We start from the raw sequence: 19,144 nt of genomic DNA on the forward strand, positions 1-19,144 counted from the left end.
GTGTTCACGGGAATCCGGCAGGTATTTCGAGCGGCAAGGCCAGGAGCGTCTCGAATCCCGAGAGGGGTGCCCGGGTCCGGATTGCGGCGCCCCACGCCGCTCACGGTTCGTAGCGCACGCGGAAGAAGGCGGCTTCCCCGACGAACGGGAAGCTTGCTTCGTAGGTGGCGGCGTTTCCGAGGTCCTGTAACAGCTCGATGCTGGTGGGGGAGACGGACGGCCAGTCCGTCAGATTGATGGAATGTTGGAAAACACGCGTCACGCCGCCGAGGTCCTTGCGCTGGCGGAACTGGAGGCGGAAGGACGGGAGATCGTTCTTTGTGCCTTTGACGCGGTTTAGGTTCCGGTCGTCGAGATGGGGGTTTAGGTCCGTGACGAATTCGTGGAAATTGGTGAGGCCGTCGTGGTCGGGATCCGCGTCGTCGCCGGAGATGGCGGGGTTAGAGAGATCGGCGGGTGAAAAGATGAGGGCACGCCAGCCGGGCAGGGAGTTGGCGGATTTTAAACGAAGATCGCTGAAGGTGGCCGTCGTGCTCTGGGTGTCGTCATGCGAGGTGACGGCGAGGCCGACCGGGGCAGTGGCGGCGAGAGTGGCGGTTTTGGTGCCTGCGCTTGTCCATGTCGTGCCGTTGGTGGAATATGCGGCGGTGAAAACGTTCCCTTGGCGACTCAGGCGCAGCCACACCGGCGCGCTGATCCCGGTCCCTGCGGTGCTGGTGGAAGCGGCACCAGAAGTCGGACGGATTTGAAATCTCAAGCCATTTGCTGCGGTGACGACGAGAGCGACATTTGCCGCCGCCGGGTCCAGGCTGTCGCGGAAGGTGAGTCCCGCCTTGGAAAAGGGATCGATGTTTGCAAGGCTCTCCACATTTACCACGGCCACGGCGTCCCCGCTCAGCGGTTTGGTCACGATTCCGCCTTGGTCAGAGGCTCCCCAAAGATCCGTGCCTGCGGCTTGCACGGAATACGCGCCGGGCCCGGTGGCGCGCACCTTGAAATGCTCTATCAAGGGACCGATTTCGGTGAGCGCGAGGCCGGAGCCATCTGCCAGACCCACGGCGATCTGGCGCGTGGTTTTGCCATGGTTGCCACTACTGGAGATGGCGGCGGCGGAGATATCGTAAAGACCCGCAGCGAGGTCACCGAGCGCGACATCGCTGGTGGGCGACCAGTCATACGGCGCGCCGTTTTCCTGGTGCATCGTGACGCCGTTGACGGATAGATTGAAGTGGGAAATCGTGCCGCCGATGGCGCTCGTGTTCACCGTCAGATTGTTTCCCTGCACGAGATTGGCGTTGGCGGCCGGCGTGTTGATGGTGACGCTCAGCGGCGCGGGATCGACCGGCAGGGGATTCAGCGGACCGGCATCCACCGTGAATTTCTCCGAGGAACCGACCGTGGTCTTGTCGCACTTGAGCGGATCGGCTCCGGCGGTGGGAGTGGTGACGTAGAGATTACTGCTGCTGTCGAGCAGCGAGATCGTGGCGTCCGCATTGAGGCGGACGCGGAATTTCTCTGTGTTTCCGATGCTGGCCTTGTCCGCCTTCATGGTGGTTTGCCCGCCGCCGCTGGAGACAAACAAGTCATTCGCGGTCGCCTTCAACGCGATCTGTCCCTTGCCCGCATCGATCACGAGGAATTTCTCGCCGTCGCCGGCGGTGCTCTGGCTTGCGATCAGCGGGACGTTCGGATCGACAAGATTGGCGGAAACATATTTGCCGTTCGAGTAGGCCTTGAGCGTGATGGTCTTGCCGACAAGGATGGCCCGCTCGGCGAAGACGCGGGCGGTGTACATCATGGTGTCGATGTCGTTCTCGCTGCCGATGGGGAGGCCCTGAGAAACGCTGCTATTGTAGCAGTTGAAAGCAAGGATCTGCGGGAACGCGCCCCGCTTGGCGAGATCCTCGAGGTATTCGCCCGTTTTCTGGTAGAACTGGGTGCCGGAATAGTTCTGAGGAAAGATGATGACGATGGAGACGAGTCCGTTGTCATTGGCCCAGCGGATTTCGTCAGCGACGTATTGTCGGTAGTTGGCATTCCGGCTGAAGTAGAACTCCGGGGGGGCATCGGTGCACATGGTGCCTCCGAGGATCGCCGTGTTGCGTCGGATCGCGAACTTCGGATCCGTGGCCCAAGGGTAAAGCTCTGGGTGGGGCTCGCCGTTGGGAGAATAGATCGGCGAGAAAGTCGACGTGTTGTAGGGATGGAGGCTGCTTTTGAGGAGGTTCGGGTAGGATGGGTCGGACCATCGGTCGACGAAGTTGATCACGATGTACCTGGCGGATGACCAGTAGCCGGGGCCTTTGAAGAGCCGTTGCATGTCGTCGGCCGGCGTCAGGTAGTCGTTGGTGCCCACGGCGGATTCGAGGATGAAGTCCTTGCCACCGAAGCGGGAATAGATGCCGTTGCGGATCGGGGTCGAACTCAACGACCAGCCGAGCGAGTGACAGTAGTACTTGCCGCCGGCCGCGCGGAACCTGGCCGACGAGGCAGGATTGGCGAGGTCCCGGTTGTCCATGTAAGCGGCCGCGGAGGAGCCGCCCGTGCCGTCGGTCGAGGTGGTGCCACCGGCATAGACCTGATACTGCGCCCTGGCGGTAAGGGAGAGAGCGAAGGAGGCGAGGACCGCCAGGGCGTGGAGAAGAATTTTCACTGAGTGGGTCCCGGGTAAAGCACGCGGAAGAACCCGCCTTCGCCGGTGAGGGGGAAGCGTGCTTCGTAGATCGCGGCGTTTCCGAGATCCTGAAGCACATCCACGCTCGAGGGCACCACCTCCGGCCAGTCCGAAAGATCAGTCGATTGCTGGAAAACGCGGGGCGCGCCGCCGAGGTCTTTGCGCTGGCGGAATTGAAGGGTGAATGTCGAGAGGCCGTCGGTGGCGCCTTGGACGCGGTTTAGGTTCCGGTCGTCGAGATGGGGGTTTAGGTCCGTGACGAATTCGTGGAAATTGGTGAGGCCGTCGTGGTCGGGATCCGCGTCGTCGCCGGAGATGGCGGGGTTAGAGAGATCGGCGGGTGAAAAGGTGAGGGCGCGCCAACCAGCCAGGGAGTTGACGGTTTCCAGACGGAAGCCGCTGAAGGTGGCGGTCGTGCTGAGGGCGGCGTTGTGGGAGGTGACCGCGAGGCCGGCTTGGGCGGTCGCGGCGACGGTGGCGGTTTTCGTGCCCGCGCTCGTCCAGGTCGTGCCGTTGGCGGAGAATGCGGCGGTGAAGTTGTTTCCCTGTCGGGTCAGGCGCAGCCACACGGGGGCGGTGATGCCGCCGAACGCTGTGTAGGTGGTGGCGGCTCCGATGGTTGGACGGACCTGGAAGCTCACGCCGTTGGCTGCGGAGAGGATGAAGGCGACGTTCGCTGCGTTGCTCGCCGTGCCGTCGCGAAAGGTCAGGCCAGCCTTGGCCCAGACGTTGGTGTTTGCGAGACTCTCCACTTTGACGATTGCCACGGAGTCGCCAGTTATTGGTCGGGTGACCAGGCCGCCCTGATCCGAGCTTCCCCACAAGTCGGTCCCTGCGGCGCGCACTGAATAGGCAGCCAGCGCGGTATTGCGCACGGTGAAATGCTCGAACAGCGGGCCGAGTTCGGTGAGCTGGAGGCCGGAGCCGTCGGCCAGACCCACTGCAATCTGGCGGGTGGCAGTGCTGGTGTTGCCACCGCTGGCGGTGGCTGTGACGGAGAGATCGTGAAGGCCTGCCGACAGGTCGCCGAGCGCGGCATCGCTGGCCGCCGACCAGTCGTAGGGCGCGGTGTTTTCCTGATGCATCAGGACTCCGTTGACTGAAAGCTTGAGGTTGGAAACGGTGCCGCCGGTGGCGCTGGCGTTCACTGTGAGATTATTACCCTGAACCAGACTGGCGCCTTCCGCTGGCGTGTTGATCGTGACCACCAGCGGCACGGTTGCGGTGCCGGATCCCACGCCGGACGCGGGACCGGTAACTCCCAGTCGCTCGCCCAACACCTTGTAATAATACGGGGTGCCGCTACTCAGTCCGGTGTCGGTGAACGTGGTGGCCTCCACTCCGGTGGCGATGGTCGTGTAAGTTCCGCCGGAGGAGGTGGCGCGCTGGACCTGATAGCTCGAGGCCTCCCACGAGGGAGACCATTCCAATGTCAATTGCCCGCTGCCGGACGTGACCGCGGGCATGCCCGGCGTGGCCAGGGTGGCTCCGAAGGATGTCTGGCTGAAATTCGCCTGGCTGACGGTGCGATATTGGCGCGGAGTGAAGGCAATACTGCCGTAGATGGTGCCACCAAGATCGACCGTGGTGGATTCCACGGCGGTCCACGACGTGCCGTTGGTCGAATAGGAGGCGGTGTGGGTTGTGCCGTTGCGTTCCAAGCGCAGCCAGACGGGCACGGCGATGTTCGGAATCGTTTTCACCGTCGTGGGACTGCCGTTGCCGGTTGCGCGCACTTGGTAAAGGAGCCCGGAGGTGCCGTTCGCGTTCACCGTGAGCAGCGTCATCGGGTTGCCGCCCGGCCGCCCGGCCGTGCCACGGAACATCAAGCCCGCCTTTCCCCCCGAGTTCTGAAAGCTGTCCACCCGCGTCACCAGAGTCGTCGTCCCGGAAATGGTCCGGCTCAGGATGGCTCCTTCGTCGAGATACGCCTGGAAATCCCGCCCCGCGCCGGTCAGCACGTAACTCCCCGGCCCGGTCGCCCGGCTGGTTTGATAAATTCTTTCGTCGGAATGGGTTTCACGCGAACTCAGGCCGCTGCCGCTGGGCAGGTTGATATTGACGCGCTGCACCTCGGTGCCGATGCGTCCCAGCGCATCGGTCGCGATCGCGGAAAAATAGTAACTGCCCGACGGCAGATCGGCCAGCAGGGAGGAATCGGCGGCGTTCCACGTGTAAGGCGCGGCCGTTTTGCGGGCGATGAGGTGGTCGTCGAGGTAGAGGTCCACCGATGAGATTGCCGTGGAGCTCGCGCCCACGGCGGTAACGGTCACGCTGAGGTCCGTGCTCTGCGGCAGCGCGGCCGGCGGGGTGACCGAACTCAAACTCGTGAACGTGACGACCGGTGGTGGATTCTCCTGCCGATACGCCAACTGCGCGGAGTAAATGTCCTGCGGGCTCAGGTTGGCCGGCGTTATTTTCTCGTGCCAATAGTCGGTCAGGGGCCCGGTCCACAGGTTGCCGAAGGCACCGGTCCACTGCATTGCGGTGGCGTCCGCCGTCTTGGTGCCGACTGACACCGTGCGCAGCCACTTCGCCACGGGCTGATTCGCTGCGGAGCGGATGTTCCAGTAAACCGTGCCCATCGTCGTGCCGGTGCTGGCGGAGTTCTCCGGCTCGGTCACCGTGGCATTGCTGGTATACGGATTGCCTGTGCCGCAATCGATGTCCGAGTACAGGTTACGCACCGGATCTTCGGCACCGATGTTCGAGTGATTGTCGAGCGCGACGTTTACCCCGCTGCCCGAGGAAAAGACGTTGTCGGTGGCATTCGCCTCCACTGAAAGCTCGTGCAGCAGGTCGCAGTTGAAGCGAAACCCGCGCACAAGGTTGTTATCGCCATAAAGATCGATCCCGTGGTGCCCCGTGCTGCCGTTGGCGGTGCGCCCGGACTCTACGTCGAATTGGGTGTCCAGGATCGAGTTATAAGTCCCGCCGCCGTCGATTCCGTAGTCCACGTTGATCATCCGGATGTTTCGGATCCAGCAATTTGTAGCCCCGGCAAAATCAATTCCATTCTGCCCGATCTCATTAAAATGTCCCGCGTAGGGCGTGGGCGGAAATTTGATCGTCAAGCTCTCGATGCCCTTTTCACTCCCGCCCTGGATCCGGAGAAATCCGCCGCCGAAGCTGTAGTCCCCGCCGTATTCCGCTGTCAGGTTGGTGTTGATCTTGATGATCACGCCGTCCCGGCTTTCCCCGCGCAGCACGGTGTTATTCTTGGAGACGTTGACGTATCCGCTGATCAGATAGTTTCCGTTGGGTATGTGGACGGCCTTGTTGGCCGGGCACGCCGCCAGCGCCGCGTTAAAAGCCGCCGTGCAGTCCGTCGTGCCGTCTCCCACCGCCCCGTGGTCCGTCACGTCCACCCCCGTTGACCAACTCGGGATTTCCTGTTCTCCCGCGCGGTATCCAACTTTCGACCAATCCTTGAGCACCGCCCGATTCCAAGTGGAGCCGTTGTTTCCCCAGATCTGCGAGTATTGCACCGGCACGATGATTTCGCCGACGACGCTCGCGAAAGTGCTGCCGAGGCGGACATTGTCGAAATTCACCGAAGCGGCGGAAGTGGAGCCGGCGACGGTGCTGGTCCCCCCGGCGAAAAGCCGAAGCGCCGAAATCGTGCCCAAGTTCACCGAGGTGTCATCGATGTAGGCGGTGGCCGGTTCGGTGGTGCCTGCGGGATTCAGGTAAAAGCGGACGCGATCCAGATTTCCCGAAGCGTTGAAGGTGATGCGCCCCACGACCAGCGATTGCGTGGCGTTGTAAGCCACGGGAGAGGCTGAGTTGGCGACGCTGAAGCTGTTGAGGTAATTGATGCCGAAATTTCCGCCGGTGCTGAGGGCGGCGTTTGCGTTCGAATTTTGTCCGAAGGCGATCTTCTCCCTCTCCCCGCTCTTCTGGCTGTCCGTGGTGCCGAAAAAGGCGAAATTCGTGGTGCGCCCGGTGTTCAGCGTGTTGAGCGCCGTGTGGTAGCTGAAGTAGAAATCGCCGCTGTCCACGATCTGGCCGAGGTCCCGGAAGGCCAATGCGCTGGACGAGGTGCCGTCGATGACGGCCTGGCCGCCGGTCACGATCGCGCTCGAGGCGGCAGGGGTGAGAGTCACTCCGGTGGAGGTGGAGCTACCCCAGGCGGCGCTGAATCCGTTTCCGCCGCTCGCGGTGTTGGTCTGAAGATTGGCGCCGTCGGAGTAAGCGAAGGAGTCCGAGGCGCTGCCCTGATAGGCGGCCGCGCCGGCCGGATGGAAGTGGAGATGCGCCCAGAGGGTAAAAGCGATGGCGGGTGATCGATACGTTCTCATGGCGGCGGGTTTCCTGGCAGGGTGGGAAGGCCTTTAACGTTTGATTGGACCAGCGGGCGGAGCCACCGTCTTGCGAACCGGACACGGGGAGAATGACTTGGATTTCTGGATCCCTGCGGAGGGAGAGCGCTGGGGGCATCCAGGGATTCGCAGAGCGGCTCCGGCGAAAGCAGGTTGTTTAAATCCGATGATCGCGATTTCCGAATCCTCGCGCCACTCCCGTGTTCACGTGGCTCTCAGCGCCTCCTCACGCCGGGTGGCAGATCGATCTTGGATTCAATGCTGCCATCCTCCTTTCGTTCGTGGCGCACGCGGATGACGCCCTTGGGCGTCGGGTAGGTTCCCTCCGCCCATGCGAGAGGACCGAGTTGAGGGCGGATGTGGACCTCCGAGAATCCGGGCGAAGCGGGCTCGATGCCCAGCACTTGTCGGCTCAGCCAAGCGGCGGGACCACCGGCCCAGCCATGGCAAAGGCTGTGCCGGAAGCCGAGATAGCAATGCGCGCCGAAATCACCGTGGAGATCCTTTTTCCCCGCGGGAACTGGTCCGTCGATGCGGCCGGCGTTCTCGGTCCACGCGAGATCGAAGTCCTCCCAGAAGGTTGTAGCGCCATGATCCAGCATGCCACCCCAGTACTTGGAGATGAAATCGATGGCGGTGTCGATGTCGCCGGATTTGGCGAGGGCGTTGAGGACGTAGAACCCATAGAAGGTGCTGAGGTCGGCCGGGCCGTTCCTCTTGAGTGTCTGTTCCGCCACTTGGTTGGCATCGAGAAGACCGGCAAGCGCCAGTAGCGCGGCGGGCGACTTCCGGCCGGAGGCTTCCGGTTGGTGTTTCCGCAGTCGCGCGGCGGTCTCGCTGCAAAGTGCGGCCGACTCCGCGTCGCCTAACAAACTCATGATTCTGGCACCCGAATCCATGGTGAGGACCATCATCGCCTGCAAGCCCTCATGGACCGCCGTTTTGTTCTCAAACGTCGGCCAGTCGAGGAACCGCATGCCATCGAGCGTCTCGCGTCCATCGGCATCAACGTAGGTCGTCAGCCGCCTCAGCAGCTGATCCAGGTAATCCTGTTGCTGCTTCAAGTAGGCGAGGTCGCCGTGGTGCCGATGCCATTCTTCGTGAATGAGGACCCACCACATCGAGTAGGAGCTGATGCCGTTCATCCACTCCGTCACCGGCGTGCGGTCGCGGATGAGGTCGAGGCTTTTGGGCACTACCTCGTTGGCACCGAACACCGCGTTGATCACGCTGACTTCGGGATGCATGTCGCCGAGCCAGACGAGGCGGTCGCGCTTGATGCCGTCCCACAGGTACTCCTGCATGTTGAGGTGCACCGTGTAAGCGGCGGTCTGCCAGATTCGGTTGAGGCGTTCGTCCGAGCAACGAAAGGAACCGAGATACGGGATGTCGCGAAGCGTGAGGATGGCGTGGATCTCGCCGAGCAAGAGCGGGATCTTGGGATCCACGTTGTCGAGACGTACGAAGCGAAATGCGCTCGGGCCGATGCTGGTCTTTCCGAGCCATGGGAGCTTGACCGTCTGGTCTCGCAGGGCGTGGTCGTTCTGTGCTCCGCGAGCTCCGAGTTCCGCCATGCTTTCGGTAAACGATTCACCAAATCGGACCCGCACCGAGGGCATGTCCTTGCCCTGCGTCATCGTGGTGAACAGCTCAACCGAGCCGCTGATTTCCGCGCCGAAGTCGATGACGATCCCCGCCCCAGGATTGAGAACCAGCGGCGGGGCCACTTCTGTCAGCATTGCCTGCCCTGACTTGGGCTGGAAAAGGTTGTCCGGGTTCTCCACCCCACTCTCCGATTTCCAAGCGATGCGCGTTGGAGCGACGACGAAGGAAGCTATGCCCGTCTTTTCCGCCCGTCCCTCAAGTTCCGGCGGCAGCGCGAAGGCGGTGGACGCGCACAACAAAAGAAAGCTTGGGATTTTCATTGGATGAAGTGGCCCAAAGCCTGACCGCAAGCCAGCTTCCGAGGCAGTCAAATCCTGCCCGTAAATACGGGAGGGGCGGAGGGAGACCGGCTGGCGACGCGGGGCGGGCCGCAACGAAGGCATTCAAGATTTTTCGCCGGCGACGCTGACGCTGCGGAACTCCGCGGGATCGTCTAGGGAACCGAAGCCGAGCCGACAGGCGAGAAAGGAGGGGTCGTCGGCCATTATGAAGGGAACGGACAAGTGTCGGCATGCGCGGCGATAGCGCCGGTGGCTGCGTGGGCGTTTCAGGAAAGCAGAACGGCCATGAGCGCGGGACGCAGAGCATATCGCAAGTGCGGCGCACGCCATGTCCGGTGGTGGCGCGGATGCCGTCGATCATGGCGCGGAGTCCGGCTGGGGTTTGGTGCGGAGGATGATCACGGCCATTTTCAAAAATGTCTTTGTTCACTCGCAACGGGGCAACTTCGCGGCGCAGCGCCCGCAGTTCGTCCGCTGCGTCCCACTTGCCTTCGGCTCGCGGTCGTCCGCTCCCGACCTGCGAGCGCTCCGAGGCCTGCTTCCAGGAGTAGAGGGGTTTGGTGCTGATGCCGAGATCTCCGCCGAGTTCGGCGACCGGTCGGCCGGTTTCAAGCAGCTCTACGGACTGGGCATTGAATTCGGCGGTGTAGCGCCGACGGTCTTCGGATTCATAGGGTGGGGTTCTGGAGGTTCGAGGTCTAGAAATCCAGCTCACCTCACGACAGGCTGCTAGAGGTCGGGCCCGAGCTTACGAACGCGATCGACATCAAGTAGTTCGTGAATCTGGCGGACATTGAACCGCTGCTTGACCAACGACTTCACACCCCTTTGACCCGACAAGCGCTAAAGGCTACTCCTTGCTCCGAGAGACTCTCCGGAACAGGAAAGGCGGGGACGCAGTCAGTTCTTGATCACCCGCAAGCGCATGAAGCCGGTCTCCGCGTCCTCTACCGGCACCTCGTGAAACCATGTGAAGATCTCGTGCTCGCCATCGGATACCGGGAGGCCCGCTTGGATCGCATTGTTCGCAGCCCCCGGTGCCGAGAGACCGGCCAAGGTCGCAGAGGATTCGGGCGTGATTGTGATGAACGGCCGGCTCTTGCGGACCCGGACCTGGATGCGGAGGTAGGTCTTGGCCGGATCGGGCGCTCCCTCGAGCTGGGTCCCCGGAATCCGTTGGCCCTGCGGGAGGTCGCCGGCGCTCGAACGCAGCGGGTCGGAGGAGAACAAATATTCAAGAAGATTGGCGACGCCATCTGCGTCGGGATCATCGACGGGATCGCCCTGACCGACCGGGAAGCTGATCCCCGCGGCCCAGCCTTCGAAGGAAGAATCCGGCACCGCCACGGCTGCGGCCGGCACGGCGAGATCCTTGACCTCGGCCGCCGACAGCGCGCGGTTGAAGACGCGGAAGTCGTCGATCAGCCCGTTGAAGTACGGATCGGCGAATTGGCTTTTGCCGAGGTAGTTCAAAGTCGGATTGAACGCCGAGGGATCGACGGTGATCGTTGTCTCGGAATCCACGGCGGCTCCATTGACGTAGAGCGTCCCGGTATCGCCATTCAGCGTCACCGCCACATGGGTCCATTCCCCCGTCACCAGCGGCGTGGTCTCCAAAATCTTCTCGGCTCCCACGGCGTTGCCATTGATCGAAATGGTGAACCGCAAGGTGTTCCCCCCCGACTTGGGAGTCATCAACATGTACTGGGACGTGTTGTTCCCGAAATCAAAGATACGCTGCCAGTTGCTTCCGCCATTCCAGCGGACGCGGGCGGCGACGGTAACGTCGTTAACCCCGCTGACGATGTTATTACGAAGCCGCAGGTGGTCGTCGGTGCCGTCGAGGCGGATCGCGCGGTCTAACACCCCGTGATCGTACACCGCGACGCCGTTGTTGATGCCGGCGGTTCCGCCCGTCTGGTCGGTCGTGGCATTGTGGAATTGGTAGTGGGCCAGCAAATCGGCGGGGCCGGGCACGTTAATGTTCACCGCGGCATCGTCCGCCAAGCCGGTGGGGTCGGTTACTCGTAAGACTAAGCGATTCATCCCCGCGTCGGCGGCGGAAGGCACGCCAGAGATCCGGCCGTTCGCTGCGACGCTCAGCCAGCGCGGGCCGGCGACCTTGCTGTAGATCAGAGTGCTGCCTGCATCTGGATCGGTCGCGACACCGGTGAGGAACTGCTCGTAAGGCTGGCCGACGGCCGCGGCGGGCTGGCTGAGCGGATCGGTGGTGAAGACCGGGGCTTGGCCGTTCATCGCCGCCGTGATTTCCGTGGTGGACAGCGCGCGGTTGAAGACGTGGAACTCGTCCACCCGGCCGTTGAAAAGCGGATCGGCGAACTGGCTTTTCCCGATGAAATTCGACACCGGTTGGATGTCGGAAGGCTTGAGAGCGGTGGCGACGGAAGAGACCTGGAGCCCGTTCACGTAAAGCCTGGCGAAGCCTCCGCCGATCGTCGCCGCGACGTGGATCCACCCGCTGCCGAGCGTGGCGGTGTCGGTCGATTGCTCAACGCCGCCGTGTCGGATGAGGAAAACCATGCGATTGCCCCCCGATTTCGGAGAAAGGAACAGGTGGGATTCCTGGCCGTTGCCGAAGTCGAAAATACGCTGCCAGTTTCCGCCGCCGTCCCAGTTTACCCAGGTGGCCACGGTGATTTCATCGTGGCTGGCGACGCCCGCGGGCAAGCTGACGAAGTCGTCGGTGCCGTCGAGGTCGATCCCCGGCCCGCGTTTCCCGGTGACATAGGCGGGTCCGCCGGTCGCGGTGCCGTGGGCGGTGCCGGCGGTGGCCTGCGTGTTCGACTGGAAGCCGTAGCGCGCCACTAGGCCGGGCGCTTCCTTCACCCGGATTTGCAACACGCTGGTATCAATGGTGCCGGCTCCCGTGGTGGCGCGGACGAGGAAGGAATTCATCCCGGTGTCGGCGAGTCCGGGCACCCCGGTCAAGCTGCCGTCGGCGGCAACGGCAAGCCAGGCCGGACCGCTGAACTTACTGAACGTGACCGGGCCGCCGGTGACGTTGGCGTCCAGCGAACCGGTGTAGGGTTGGCCCGGCGCCGCGTCAGTTTTCACCAGCGGATCCGCGGTGAACTGCGGCTGCGTGCTGGAATGAATGGCGGCGATCTGGGCTTCAGTGAGCGCGGTGGTCAAGAAGCGCAGGTCGTCAATGCGGCCGCTGAATAGCGCGTCTGCGGCATGCTGGCTTTTCCCAAGATAGTTGAGCGTAGTCCCGAGGTCGCCGGGATTGATGTCCATTGCAGTATTAGTCGCGACCGGAACACCGTTGATGAAGAGCTTGCCGGTGGTCCCGCCGATGGTCACGGCGACATGGGTCCAGACGTTCGGAGTCAGCGCTATGGGGTGGTTGAGCTGCTGCTCGGCACCACCGTTCTTGATGGCGAAGCGGACGCTGCTACCGGTGCCGTTGGGCGACAGGAACAGGTATTTGTCGGTGCCCGTCCCGAAGTCGAAGACTCGCTGCCAGTTGCCGCTGTCGCCGCTCCAACGCACCCACGCCGCGAAGGTGAAGTCAGTGCTATCGCCCAGCCGCGGGGGAAGCCGCAGGTAGGAGTCCGATCCATCGAGCACGAGGGCCTGACCCGACTTTCCGGTGTCGAACGAGGCAGCTCCGATGACCGTGCCTTCGTTCCCGTTGCCCGACGAATCCCGCAGATCTCCTTCAAAAACGTAATGGGCCGCCCCGCCGGCTCCCGTGTCGGGAACCTCATGGCCTTGGGAAAGGGGCGAAAGCGTGTTTCGATACCGAACCCCGGCCGGAAGTGTGGAGCCGTCGTCCCAGACGATCCGGCGGTTGTAGGGCTCGGGCTCCGGACCATAATCCCAACTGTAGACCGAGTAGCGCTCCACGAAGGACGACCAGCCGTTCATCATGTCGATGAACTGGCCGATCTTGGTGGCATTCTCTTCCATGGTTGGTTTGCAGCAGGTCCAACTCGCCCCGTTATTGAACTCCGTCAGCCAAACGGGGCGACCGGTCCGCTGGTGAATGTCCCTCAGCAGGACGTGGAGGTCCCAATCGGTCTTGTTGGCCGAGTAGAAATGCACCGGCACAAAATCCACTCGGTAGCCCAAGGCGGTGGCGCGATCCATGAACTCGTAGAGCCATGCCAAGCCGCCTTCGGTCACCACCGGAGATCCGAGACGAAGGCCGGACTTCATCAACTCGGGCCACTGGGCAAGTGCTTGGTCCACCGTTTGCGGCGTCTGGGCCGGATCCCACGTGTTGTCCGGCTCATTGTAGCCTAACAGATGAGTGACATTCCGTTTGGCGTTGATCACGTCAAAGCCGGGCCACCACGGGCCGTGACGCATGGGGACATACTCGGAGTCCAAGCCGTTGCTATCGGCCTCCGCGCCCCAGTCGTAGTGCCACATGTGATTTACGTTGCGGCCGCTGTGGCTGCTCCCCGCCCAACCCTTCTTGCCCACCCAGCGCCACGGAAAGATCCGCACGTAGCGGATCTGGTTATCCAGGTTTCCAGGAAGGGTGCCTAGTTCGATGTCGGCGTCTTGGGCGATGTAAACCTTGCTGGCTCCCAAGCCGTTCTCCTGCTGGGCTACGGTCGCCATGTAGCCTCGTTTCAGGCGGAAGGAGCTGACGGCGGTCTTCAGGGTCCCCAGATTCGCATCGTTGTAGTAGGTATAGAGATTCAGCTTCTTGGAGTTTCCGGCGTACGACTTGCCGTCAAAAACCTCCATTGGGGTGAAGTTCGGTCCGTGCGGGATGACCACGGTGCCGTTTTCGAACTGCACCACCCGCGCGTTTTGATTGATTGCTGCCACCGCCCCGTTCACCCGGACACGCCCGAGGAAAGTCGCTGCCACTTGAGATGGCCTGAAGGCGCTCATAAAGAGCCACGAGTCCGAGGAATTAAGATGGATCGTGCAACCTGGAAGCGGATCTTCCGCACCGCTGACATGCAGTTCCGACTTGCCCGTCAGGGTGACCGTGGTGCCGGACACGAGCGCGCTCGTCCGATGGACGTTGTTGGCGAGATTCAAGGTTTGCCCCACACAGACGAGCGAAGTCAGCGAGAGCAGGACCAAGACGCGGAGCGCGGCACCGCGGCAGCGGAATGGGAGTTCAGCGATCATTCCTAAGGTTAGAAAAAGGCGCAGGCATTCGGATCTGGCGGCGGGATCGGAACGTGCCAGGACGGCGCATCGAACAGGGCGGGAAGAAGATTGGCCCCCTCATGGCGACATGCAAATATATTTACATATTTTTAAATACGCCACGGCTGGCAAGGCGACCCGAACAGGCGCGTCCCGGCCGCATGCTGGCGGCGGCGGCCGGGGAGATCTCCCAGCGCTGCTCTTCCGGGTCGAAGGTGATCTCGGTCGCCCGGACGACGCGAAGCCGTCCAAGCGCACGGAGATCGACGACCTCGGTGTACAGGCAATCGATGCCTCCCTGTGGATCAAAGCGGATCGTGGTGCTCATGAGCCGCGGAGTGTTTGTTGTTGCTGGACGGAAAAACCGCGTTGCCGATGCTCGGGCTTCAGAGTCCGGCCGGTGCGCTTTCCGAGTGCTTGCTCGATCTCGCGGGTGGAGGCTTCACAGCCATTGCCTTTGAATCCTTCCGCTTCCACCTGAATGTCACCGGTCGGCGACACCCGGACGAGGATGCGATGGCTCACAGGGAACCTCCTTCCAAGGTGAGCAGGACGCAGCCGTCGGGCTCGATCTGCCGGCTGAAGCGTAGTCCGCGGGTCCTGGCCTCCCGGATCGAATTCTGAACGCCGTAGCTTTGCAGGAGACGGCCGAAGCCGGCACCTACTTCACGTTCGACGTGCCCTCCCCACCAGTCGGTGGTTAGCGCATAGCTTCCACCGTCCCCGGGGGAGGGATCGACGGCGATGTCGTAGGGGCCCTTCAACCGCACCACATGGTGGGCCGTCCGGGTGATCCCCGCATAGCCGCGGCACATGAGTGCAAACTAAAGCTTCCAACCAACGCGGGTGAGAAAGTCAGTCACAAGCAGGGAAACCAGACGGTTGTCGCGGAGTGGACGGATGCTGCTGATCCATTTTCGCCAGGAAATCCTAAGATGATTTGGGTGGATGCCTCAGGAACGCGTTCTCTGGAGGTTATCGACACAAGCGTAGAGCTTGAAGGAGTGGTGCTGGGCCGGCGGGTACCTATAATCGATGCAGGGAAGACGGTTGTCGTGAAGATCAAGTACTGGGACAAGCTTCTGGGGACTCCCGTTCCTCTCGTAAAGACTGCGGAAAACCGCGGGTCGGAGGGCGACGGAGGATGATCTGTTTCAGATGGGGAAGCTCCTCAGGTGACAAGGTGAGTCACAGGTCTCATGTCAGTCGGTGTAGAGGGGACGGCATTAGCGTGCTTGATTCCGCCAATCACCATAGAAACCGCACCCGCAGGGATTCGTTTTGGGGGGACGGGCGGCATGAACTGGTTGGCTACGAGCCCTGACGCACTTCAGGGTGGTGGAGCCTCCGCGGTAAATCGTGCGGGCCAGCCTCCGTCCTTGCCAGTCGTACTTGAAGACGAGCTTGGTTTCCGGGTGGCCGGCTGTTTCTGCTGCCGCGGTTGTTTCCATTTCGACTAGCCGATTCTCAGCGTCCCACGTGTATACCCACCGACCGTCATTTTCAAGGTTGCCGTCCTCGTCGTAAACGGGGGCGAGGGTCGCGGGATCATACCAGAAGTGGCTGGAGTGCTGGCATACCCACTTCCTTGGCGGCGGTGTGAGCCCGGGCGGAGCCGTAAAAGCCCCCTACGTCCGGAAGCGCAAGGCTCTGGTACTCCAGCTCCGCCGCCCGATGAATCAGAATCTCCGGTTGACTCGCCCCGCGGAGAAACGAGAAGGCGGACGTCCCATTGAATTCTGAAAAGTTTGGCAGGGAGCGAGGCACGACCGGTCACCGTGCCCAATTTTTTTAATGTTCAAGCGAACAGATTGATCCGCCTTCCGAATCTCAAAAAACCTCGCCCTTTACTGGGGGCTCACGCGGCTTGGGGTGCGGCCCGGGCCTGCCGGGGTATAGGGGCGGCTTCGCCCCTGTCTGAGCGAGCACCACAGGGTGGTGGAGGGATGGCAATCCGTGCTGGCGAGAACTTCTGTCTTGAATTCAAATTTGAAAACGGAATTTATGAATAGATCTAGTGGCGATGAGTTTCACGGCACTTCCCGACATCGGGCGCTATGGCGCGCCCGACTTGGACAAGGGCCTCGATATTCTGGAGTCCTTGTTGCGAAAGATGGCACCGCGCTTTCGGGAGGTGAAGGGTGAGGGCATATGGACTATAGTGAAAGCGTGCCGTCGCCTGCCGAGATGCTGCCGGCCTGAGTCCTTTGCGTCATGAACGACCTCACCATCATGCTGCGTCAGCCGGGGAACTCGGCGGAACTACTCGCAACCGTGTACGAGGAGCTGCGCCGGCTCGCCGCGGCGCGAATGGCGCGCGAGTCCGCCGGGCAGACGCTCCAGGCGACCGCGCTGGTGCACGAGGCGTGGCTGCAACTCGTCGGTGAAGGCGACCGGTCCTGGGAAAGCCGCGCGCACTTTTTCGGCGCGGCGGCGCACGCGATGCGGCGCATCCTGGTGGATAAGGCGCGCCGCAAGGCCCGCGTGAAACGAGGTGCCGGCAGCGTGCGCGTCGACCTTACCGACGTGGACGTGGCGGAGTTCACACCGGACGGCGACGTATTGCTGATCAACGAGGCCTTGGAAAAGCTCGAACTCGAAGATCCCGACCAAGCCCGCATCGTGGTGCTGAAGTTTTTCGGCGGCCTGACCAACGAGGAAGTCGCGCAGACGCTCGGCATCGGCGAGCGCACGGTCTATCGCCAATGGGTCTGTGCCAAGGCCCGCCTGTTCCGCTGGGTGCGGGCGGAAGGATGATTTTCTTGGCAGGATTTTCCCCGCGATGGCGCGTGTGCTTTCAAACGGGTTTTACATGACAGCCGAGAAACAATTGGAGGATGCGGTATTCTTCGCGGCCCTGCACGTGCCGGACGCGGCGCAGCGCCGGGTCTTCCTCGACCAGGCGTGCATGGACAACCCGGAACTGCGGGCGGTGGTCGAGGAAATGCTCGCGGCGCAGGAGGATGCCGACCGCTTGATCGACCGCGGCTACTCGGCGATCGCGCGGAGTGCGGACGAGATCCGCGAGATCCCGCCTGCCGAGTTCGCGGTGAATGGTGTGCTGGTGGACGAGCGGATCGGAAAGACCATCGGGCGCTACACGATCCTGGAGAACCTCGGCGAAGGGGGGTGCGGCAACGTCTATCTGGCAGAGCAGGAGGAGCCGGTGAAACGGCGGGTGGCAATGAAGGTCATAAAGCTGGGCATGGATACTCGCAGCGTGATCGCGCGATTCGATGCCGAACGGCAGGCGTTGGCGATGATGGATCACCCGAACATTGCGCGGGTGCTGGATGCCGGCGCGACCGACACCGGACGGCCTTATTTCGTACTCGAGCTTGTGCATGGCACGCGGATCACCGACTTCTGCAACTCGAACCGCTGCGACCTCCGCCAGCGGCTGGAGCTTTTCATCCAGGTCTGCAAGGCGATCCAGCACGCGCACCAGAAGGGCATCATCCATCGCGACATCAAGCCGTCGAACGTGCTGGTGGCGATGCACGACGGCGTGCCGGTGCCCAAGGTCATCGACTTCGGCATCGCCAAGGCGATCGAGGGCCGCCTGACCGACGAGACGCTGCACACGCAGCACGAGCAGCTTCTCGGCACCCCCGCCTACATGAGTCCGGAGCAGGCGCAACTCGGGCGGCTGGATGTGGATACGCGCAGCGACGTGTACAGCCTCGGCGTGTTGCTCTACGAACTGATGGCCGGCCGCCCGCCCTTCGAAGGCCAGGAACTCTCCAAGGTCGGCGCGGAGGAAATGCGCCGGATCCTGCGCGAACGCGAGCCGCAAAGGCCGTCGGTGCTGCTGGCAAGTCTGGACGCGGAGGCCTTGAAAGCGGCGGCGGAGGAACGGCGGGGCGAGCCTGCCCGCTTGCTCTCGCAGGTAAGAGGAGACCTCGACTGGATCGTGGTGAAGGCGCTCGAAAAGGACCGCGCCCGCCGCTACGACACGGCGAACGGGCTGGCGATGGACGTGCAGCGCTTTCTCCGCGACGAGCCGATCACGGCGCGTCCGCCGGGCCGGCTTTATCTGTTAGGGAAGCTTTTGCGCCGCCACGCGGTCTTCTTTGCCGCGGGGACGCTGGTCATGCTCGTGCTAGCTGGCGGCCTGGGTGCCTCGACATGGCTGTATTTCAAGGCGAAGCGGGCGCGCGAGGTGGCCGAGCGGGCGCTGGCCAATGAGGAGGTCCTGCGCAAGGAGGCCGAGTCCCGCGAGAATCTGACCAACGCGGTGATCCTCTTGCGACAAGGCGATCACGAAGGCGCGGCCAAGGCTGTCGCTGCCATGAAGGACCGCCCGCGCCAGCCGAGTCTCGATGGGGTGACTGCCCTGCGTTCCGTCGGCGAATGGCTGGCAATCCAAGGACGATGGGAGGAGGCGTCAGAACGGTTCCTGTGGTTGTTAGAGATCGACAAGCTCGATCCCTGGGGCCCGGTCACCCTCGACACCCAGGCCTGCGGGGTGGTGCTGGTGGAGAGCCGCGACGGCGCGCTCTACCGGCAGTTCTGCGAGGATGCGATCACCGCCGTCCAGGCCTCGTCCACCAATGGCGATGCGGTCAGCCGGGTGTTGAAAACCTGCCTGCTGTTGCCTCCTGACGCTCGGTTGAACGAACTCTTGCAGCCGCTTGGCGAGACCTCGGAAACGTGGTTCGCCACGCTTCCTGCCAACCAGAAGTATCAATGGGCATTGATTCCCCTCAGCCTGTGGCATTTCCGGCAGGGCGAGTATTCGATGTTGGTCGAGATCGCACGGCCGCTCGCCGACCGGCCGTCTGGAAACGATGCCTTGGTTCCCACGGTGCAAGCAATCCTCGCCATGGCACTGTGGAATCAAGGCGAGCAGGACCAGGCCCGCGCCCTGCTGGCCCGGGTCCGCGAGGCGGTGGATCGCCATTTCGCGGTCCCGGTGAAGGTCGGCGACATGCGTCGCGGGCTTTGGTACGACTGGCTGTTTGCCCGGATCATGATGCGCGAGGCGACGATGTTGATCGGCGAGGAGTGACCGCGCGAAAAAACTTTCCGGAAAGTTTTTTGGCAGGTTCGGCGGGGAGGAT

General features: G+C 62.6%; 10 protein-coding genes. 2 read left to right on the forward strand and 8 right to left on the reverse strand.

From position 1 onward, the window contains the following. Positions 1 to 100 precede the first annotated feature (100 nt). The 8 genes from OKA05_RS24420 to OKA05_RS24450 all read right to left on the reverse strand — a co-directional run bounded on the left by OKA05_RS24420 (position 101) and on the right by OKA05_RS24450 (position 14,896). Positions 101 to 2,653, reverse strand: coding sequence for an Ig-like domain-containing protein (locus OKA05_RS24420; protein WP_264489829.1), 2,553 nt, complete (start codon positions 2,651 to 2,653; stop codon positions 101 to 103). Then, entirely contained in the window at positions 2,650 to 6,975 is a 4,326-nt protein-coding gene (locus OKA05_RS24425) for an Ig-like domain-containing protein (protein WP_264489830.1), read from the reverse strand. Before OKA05_RS24425 ends, OKA05_RS24420 begins: the two co-directional genes overlap by 4 nt. A 236-nt stretch (positions 6,976 to 7,211) precedes the next feature. After that, positions 7,212 to 8,921, reverse strand: a complete 1,710-nt coding sequence (locus OKA05_RS24430; RefSeq protein ID WP_264489831.1) for an alpha-L-rhamnosidase-related protein — start codon at positions 8,919 to 8,921, stop codon at positions 7,212 to 7,214. After that, a complete protein-coding gene (locus OKA05_RS29500) occupies positions 8,857 to 9,657 on the reverse strand; it encodes a transposase (protein WP_369335612.1) in 801 nt (266 codons plus the stop codon). Before OKA05_RS29500 ends, OKA05_RS24430 begins: the two co-directional genes overlap by 65 nt. A gap of 185 nt (positions 9,658 to 9,842) precedes the next feature. Continuing rightward, the gene (locus tag OKA05_RS24435) at positions 9,843 to 14,060 is read right to left on the reverse strand and encodes a LamG-like jellyroll fold domain-containing protein (RefSeq protein ID WP_264489832.1); all 4,218 of its coding nucleotides are present in this window, start codon (positions 14,058 to 14,060) and stop codon (positions 9,843 to 9,845) included. A 121-nt stretch (positions 14,061 to 14,181) separates the two neighbouring features. Then, positions 14,182 to 14,409 (reverse strand): hypothetical protein, encoded by a 228-nt coding sequence (locus OKA05_RS24440; protein ID WP_264489833.1) that lies wholly within the window; start codon positions 14,407 to 14,409, stop codon positions 14,182 to 14,184. Then, a complete protein-coding gene (locus OKA05_RS24445) occupies positions 14,406 to 14,606 on the reverse strand; it encodes a DUF2997 domain-containing protein (RefSeq protein ID WP_264489834.1) in 201 nt (66 codons plus the stop codon). The genes OKA05_RS24440 and OKA05_RS24445 overlap by 4 nt, the downstream gene beginning before the upstream one ends. Next, a complete protein-coding gene (locus tag OKA05_RS24450; protein ID WP_264489835.1) occupies positions 14,603 to 14,896 on the reverse strand; it encodes a DUF1257 domain-containing protein in 294 nt (97 codons plus the stop codon). Before OKA05_RS24450 ends, OKA05_RS24445 begins: the two co-directional genes overlap by 4 nt. A 1,399-nt stretch (positions 14,897 to 16,295) precedes the next feature. Between OKA05_RS24450 and OKA05_RS24455 the strand changes: the two genes are divergently transcribed. Together OKA05_RS24455 and OKA05_RS24460 are read left to right on the forward strand one after the other, a co-directional pair. Continuing rightward, positions 16,296 to 16,838, forward strand: a complete 543-nt coding sequence (locus OKA05_RS24455; RefSeq protein ID WP_264489836.1) for an ECF-type sigma factor — start codon at positions 16,296 to 16,298, stop codon at positions 16,836 to 16,838. A 55-nt stretch (positions 16,839 to 16,893) separates the two neighbouring features. Next, the gene (locus tag OKA05_RS24460) at positions 16,894 to 19,092 is read left to right on the forward strand and encodes a serine/threonine protein kinase (RefSeq protein ID WP_264489837.1); all 2,199 of its coding nucleotides are present in this window, start codon (positions 16,894 to 16,896) and stop codon (positions 19,090 to 19,092) included. Positions 19,093 to 19,144: the final 52 nt, after the last annotated feature.

This window comes from Luteolibacter arcticus, assembly GCF_025950235.1.
GTDB lineage: Bacteria > Verrucomicrobiota > Verrucomicrobiia > Verrucomicrobiales > Akkermansiaceae > Haloferula > Haloferula arctica.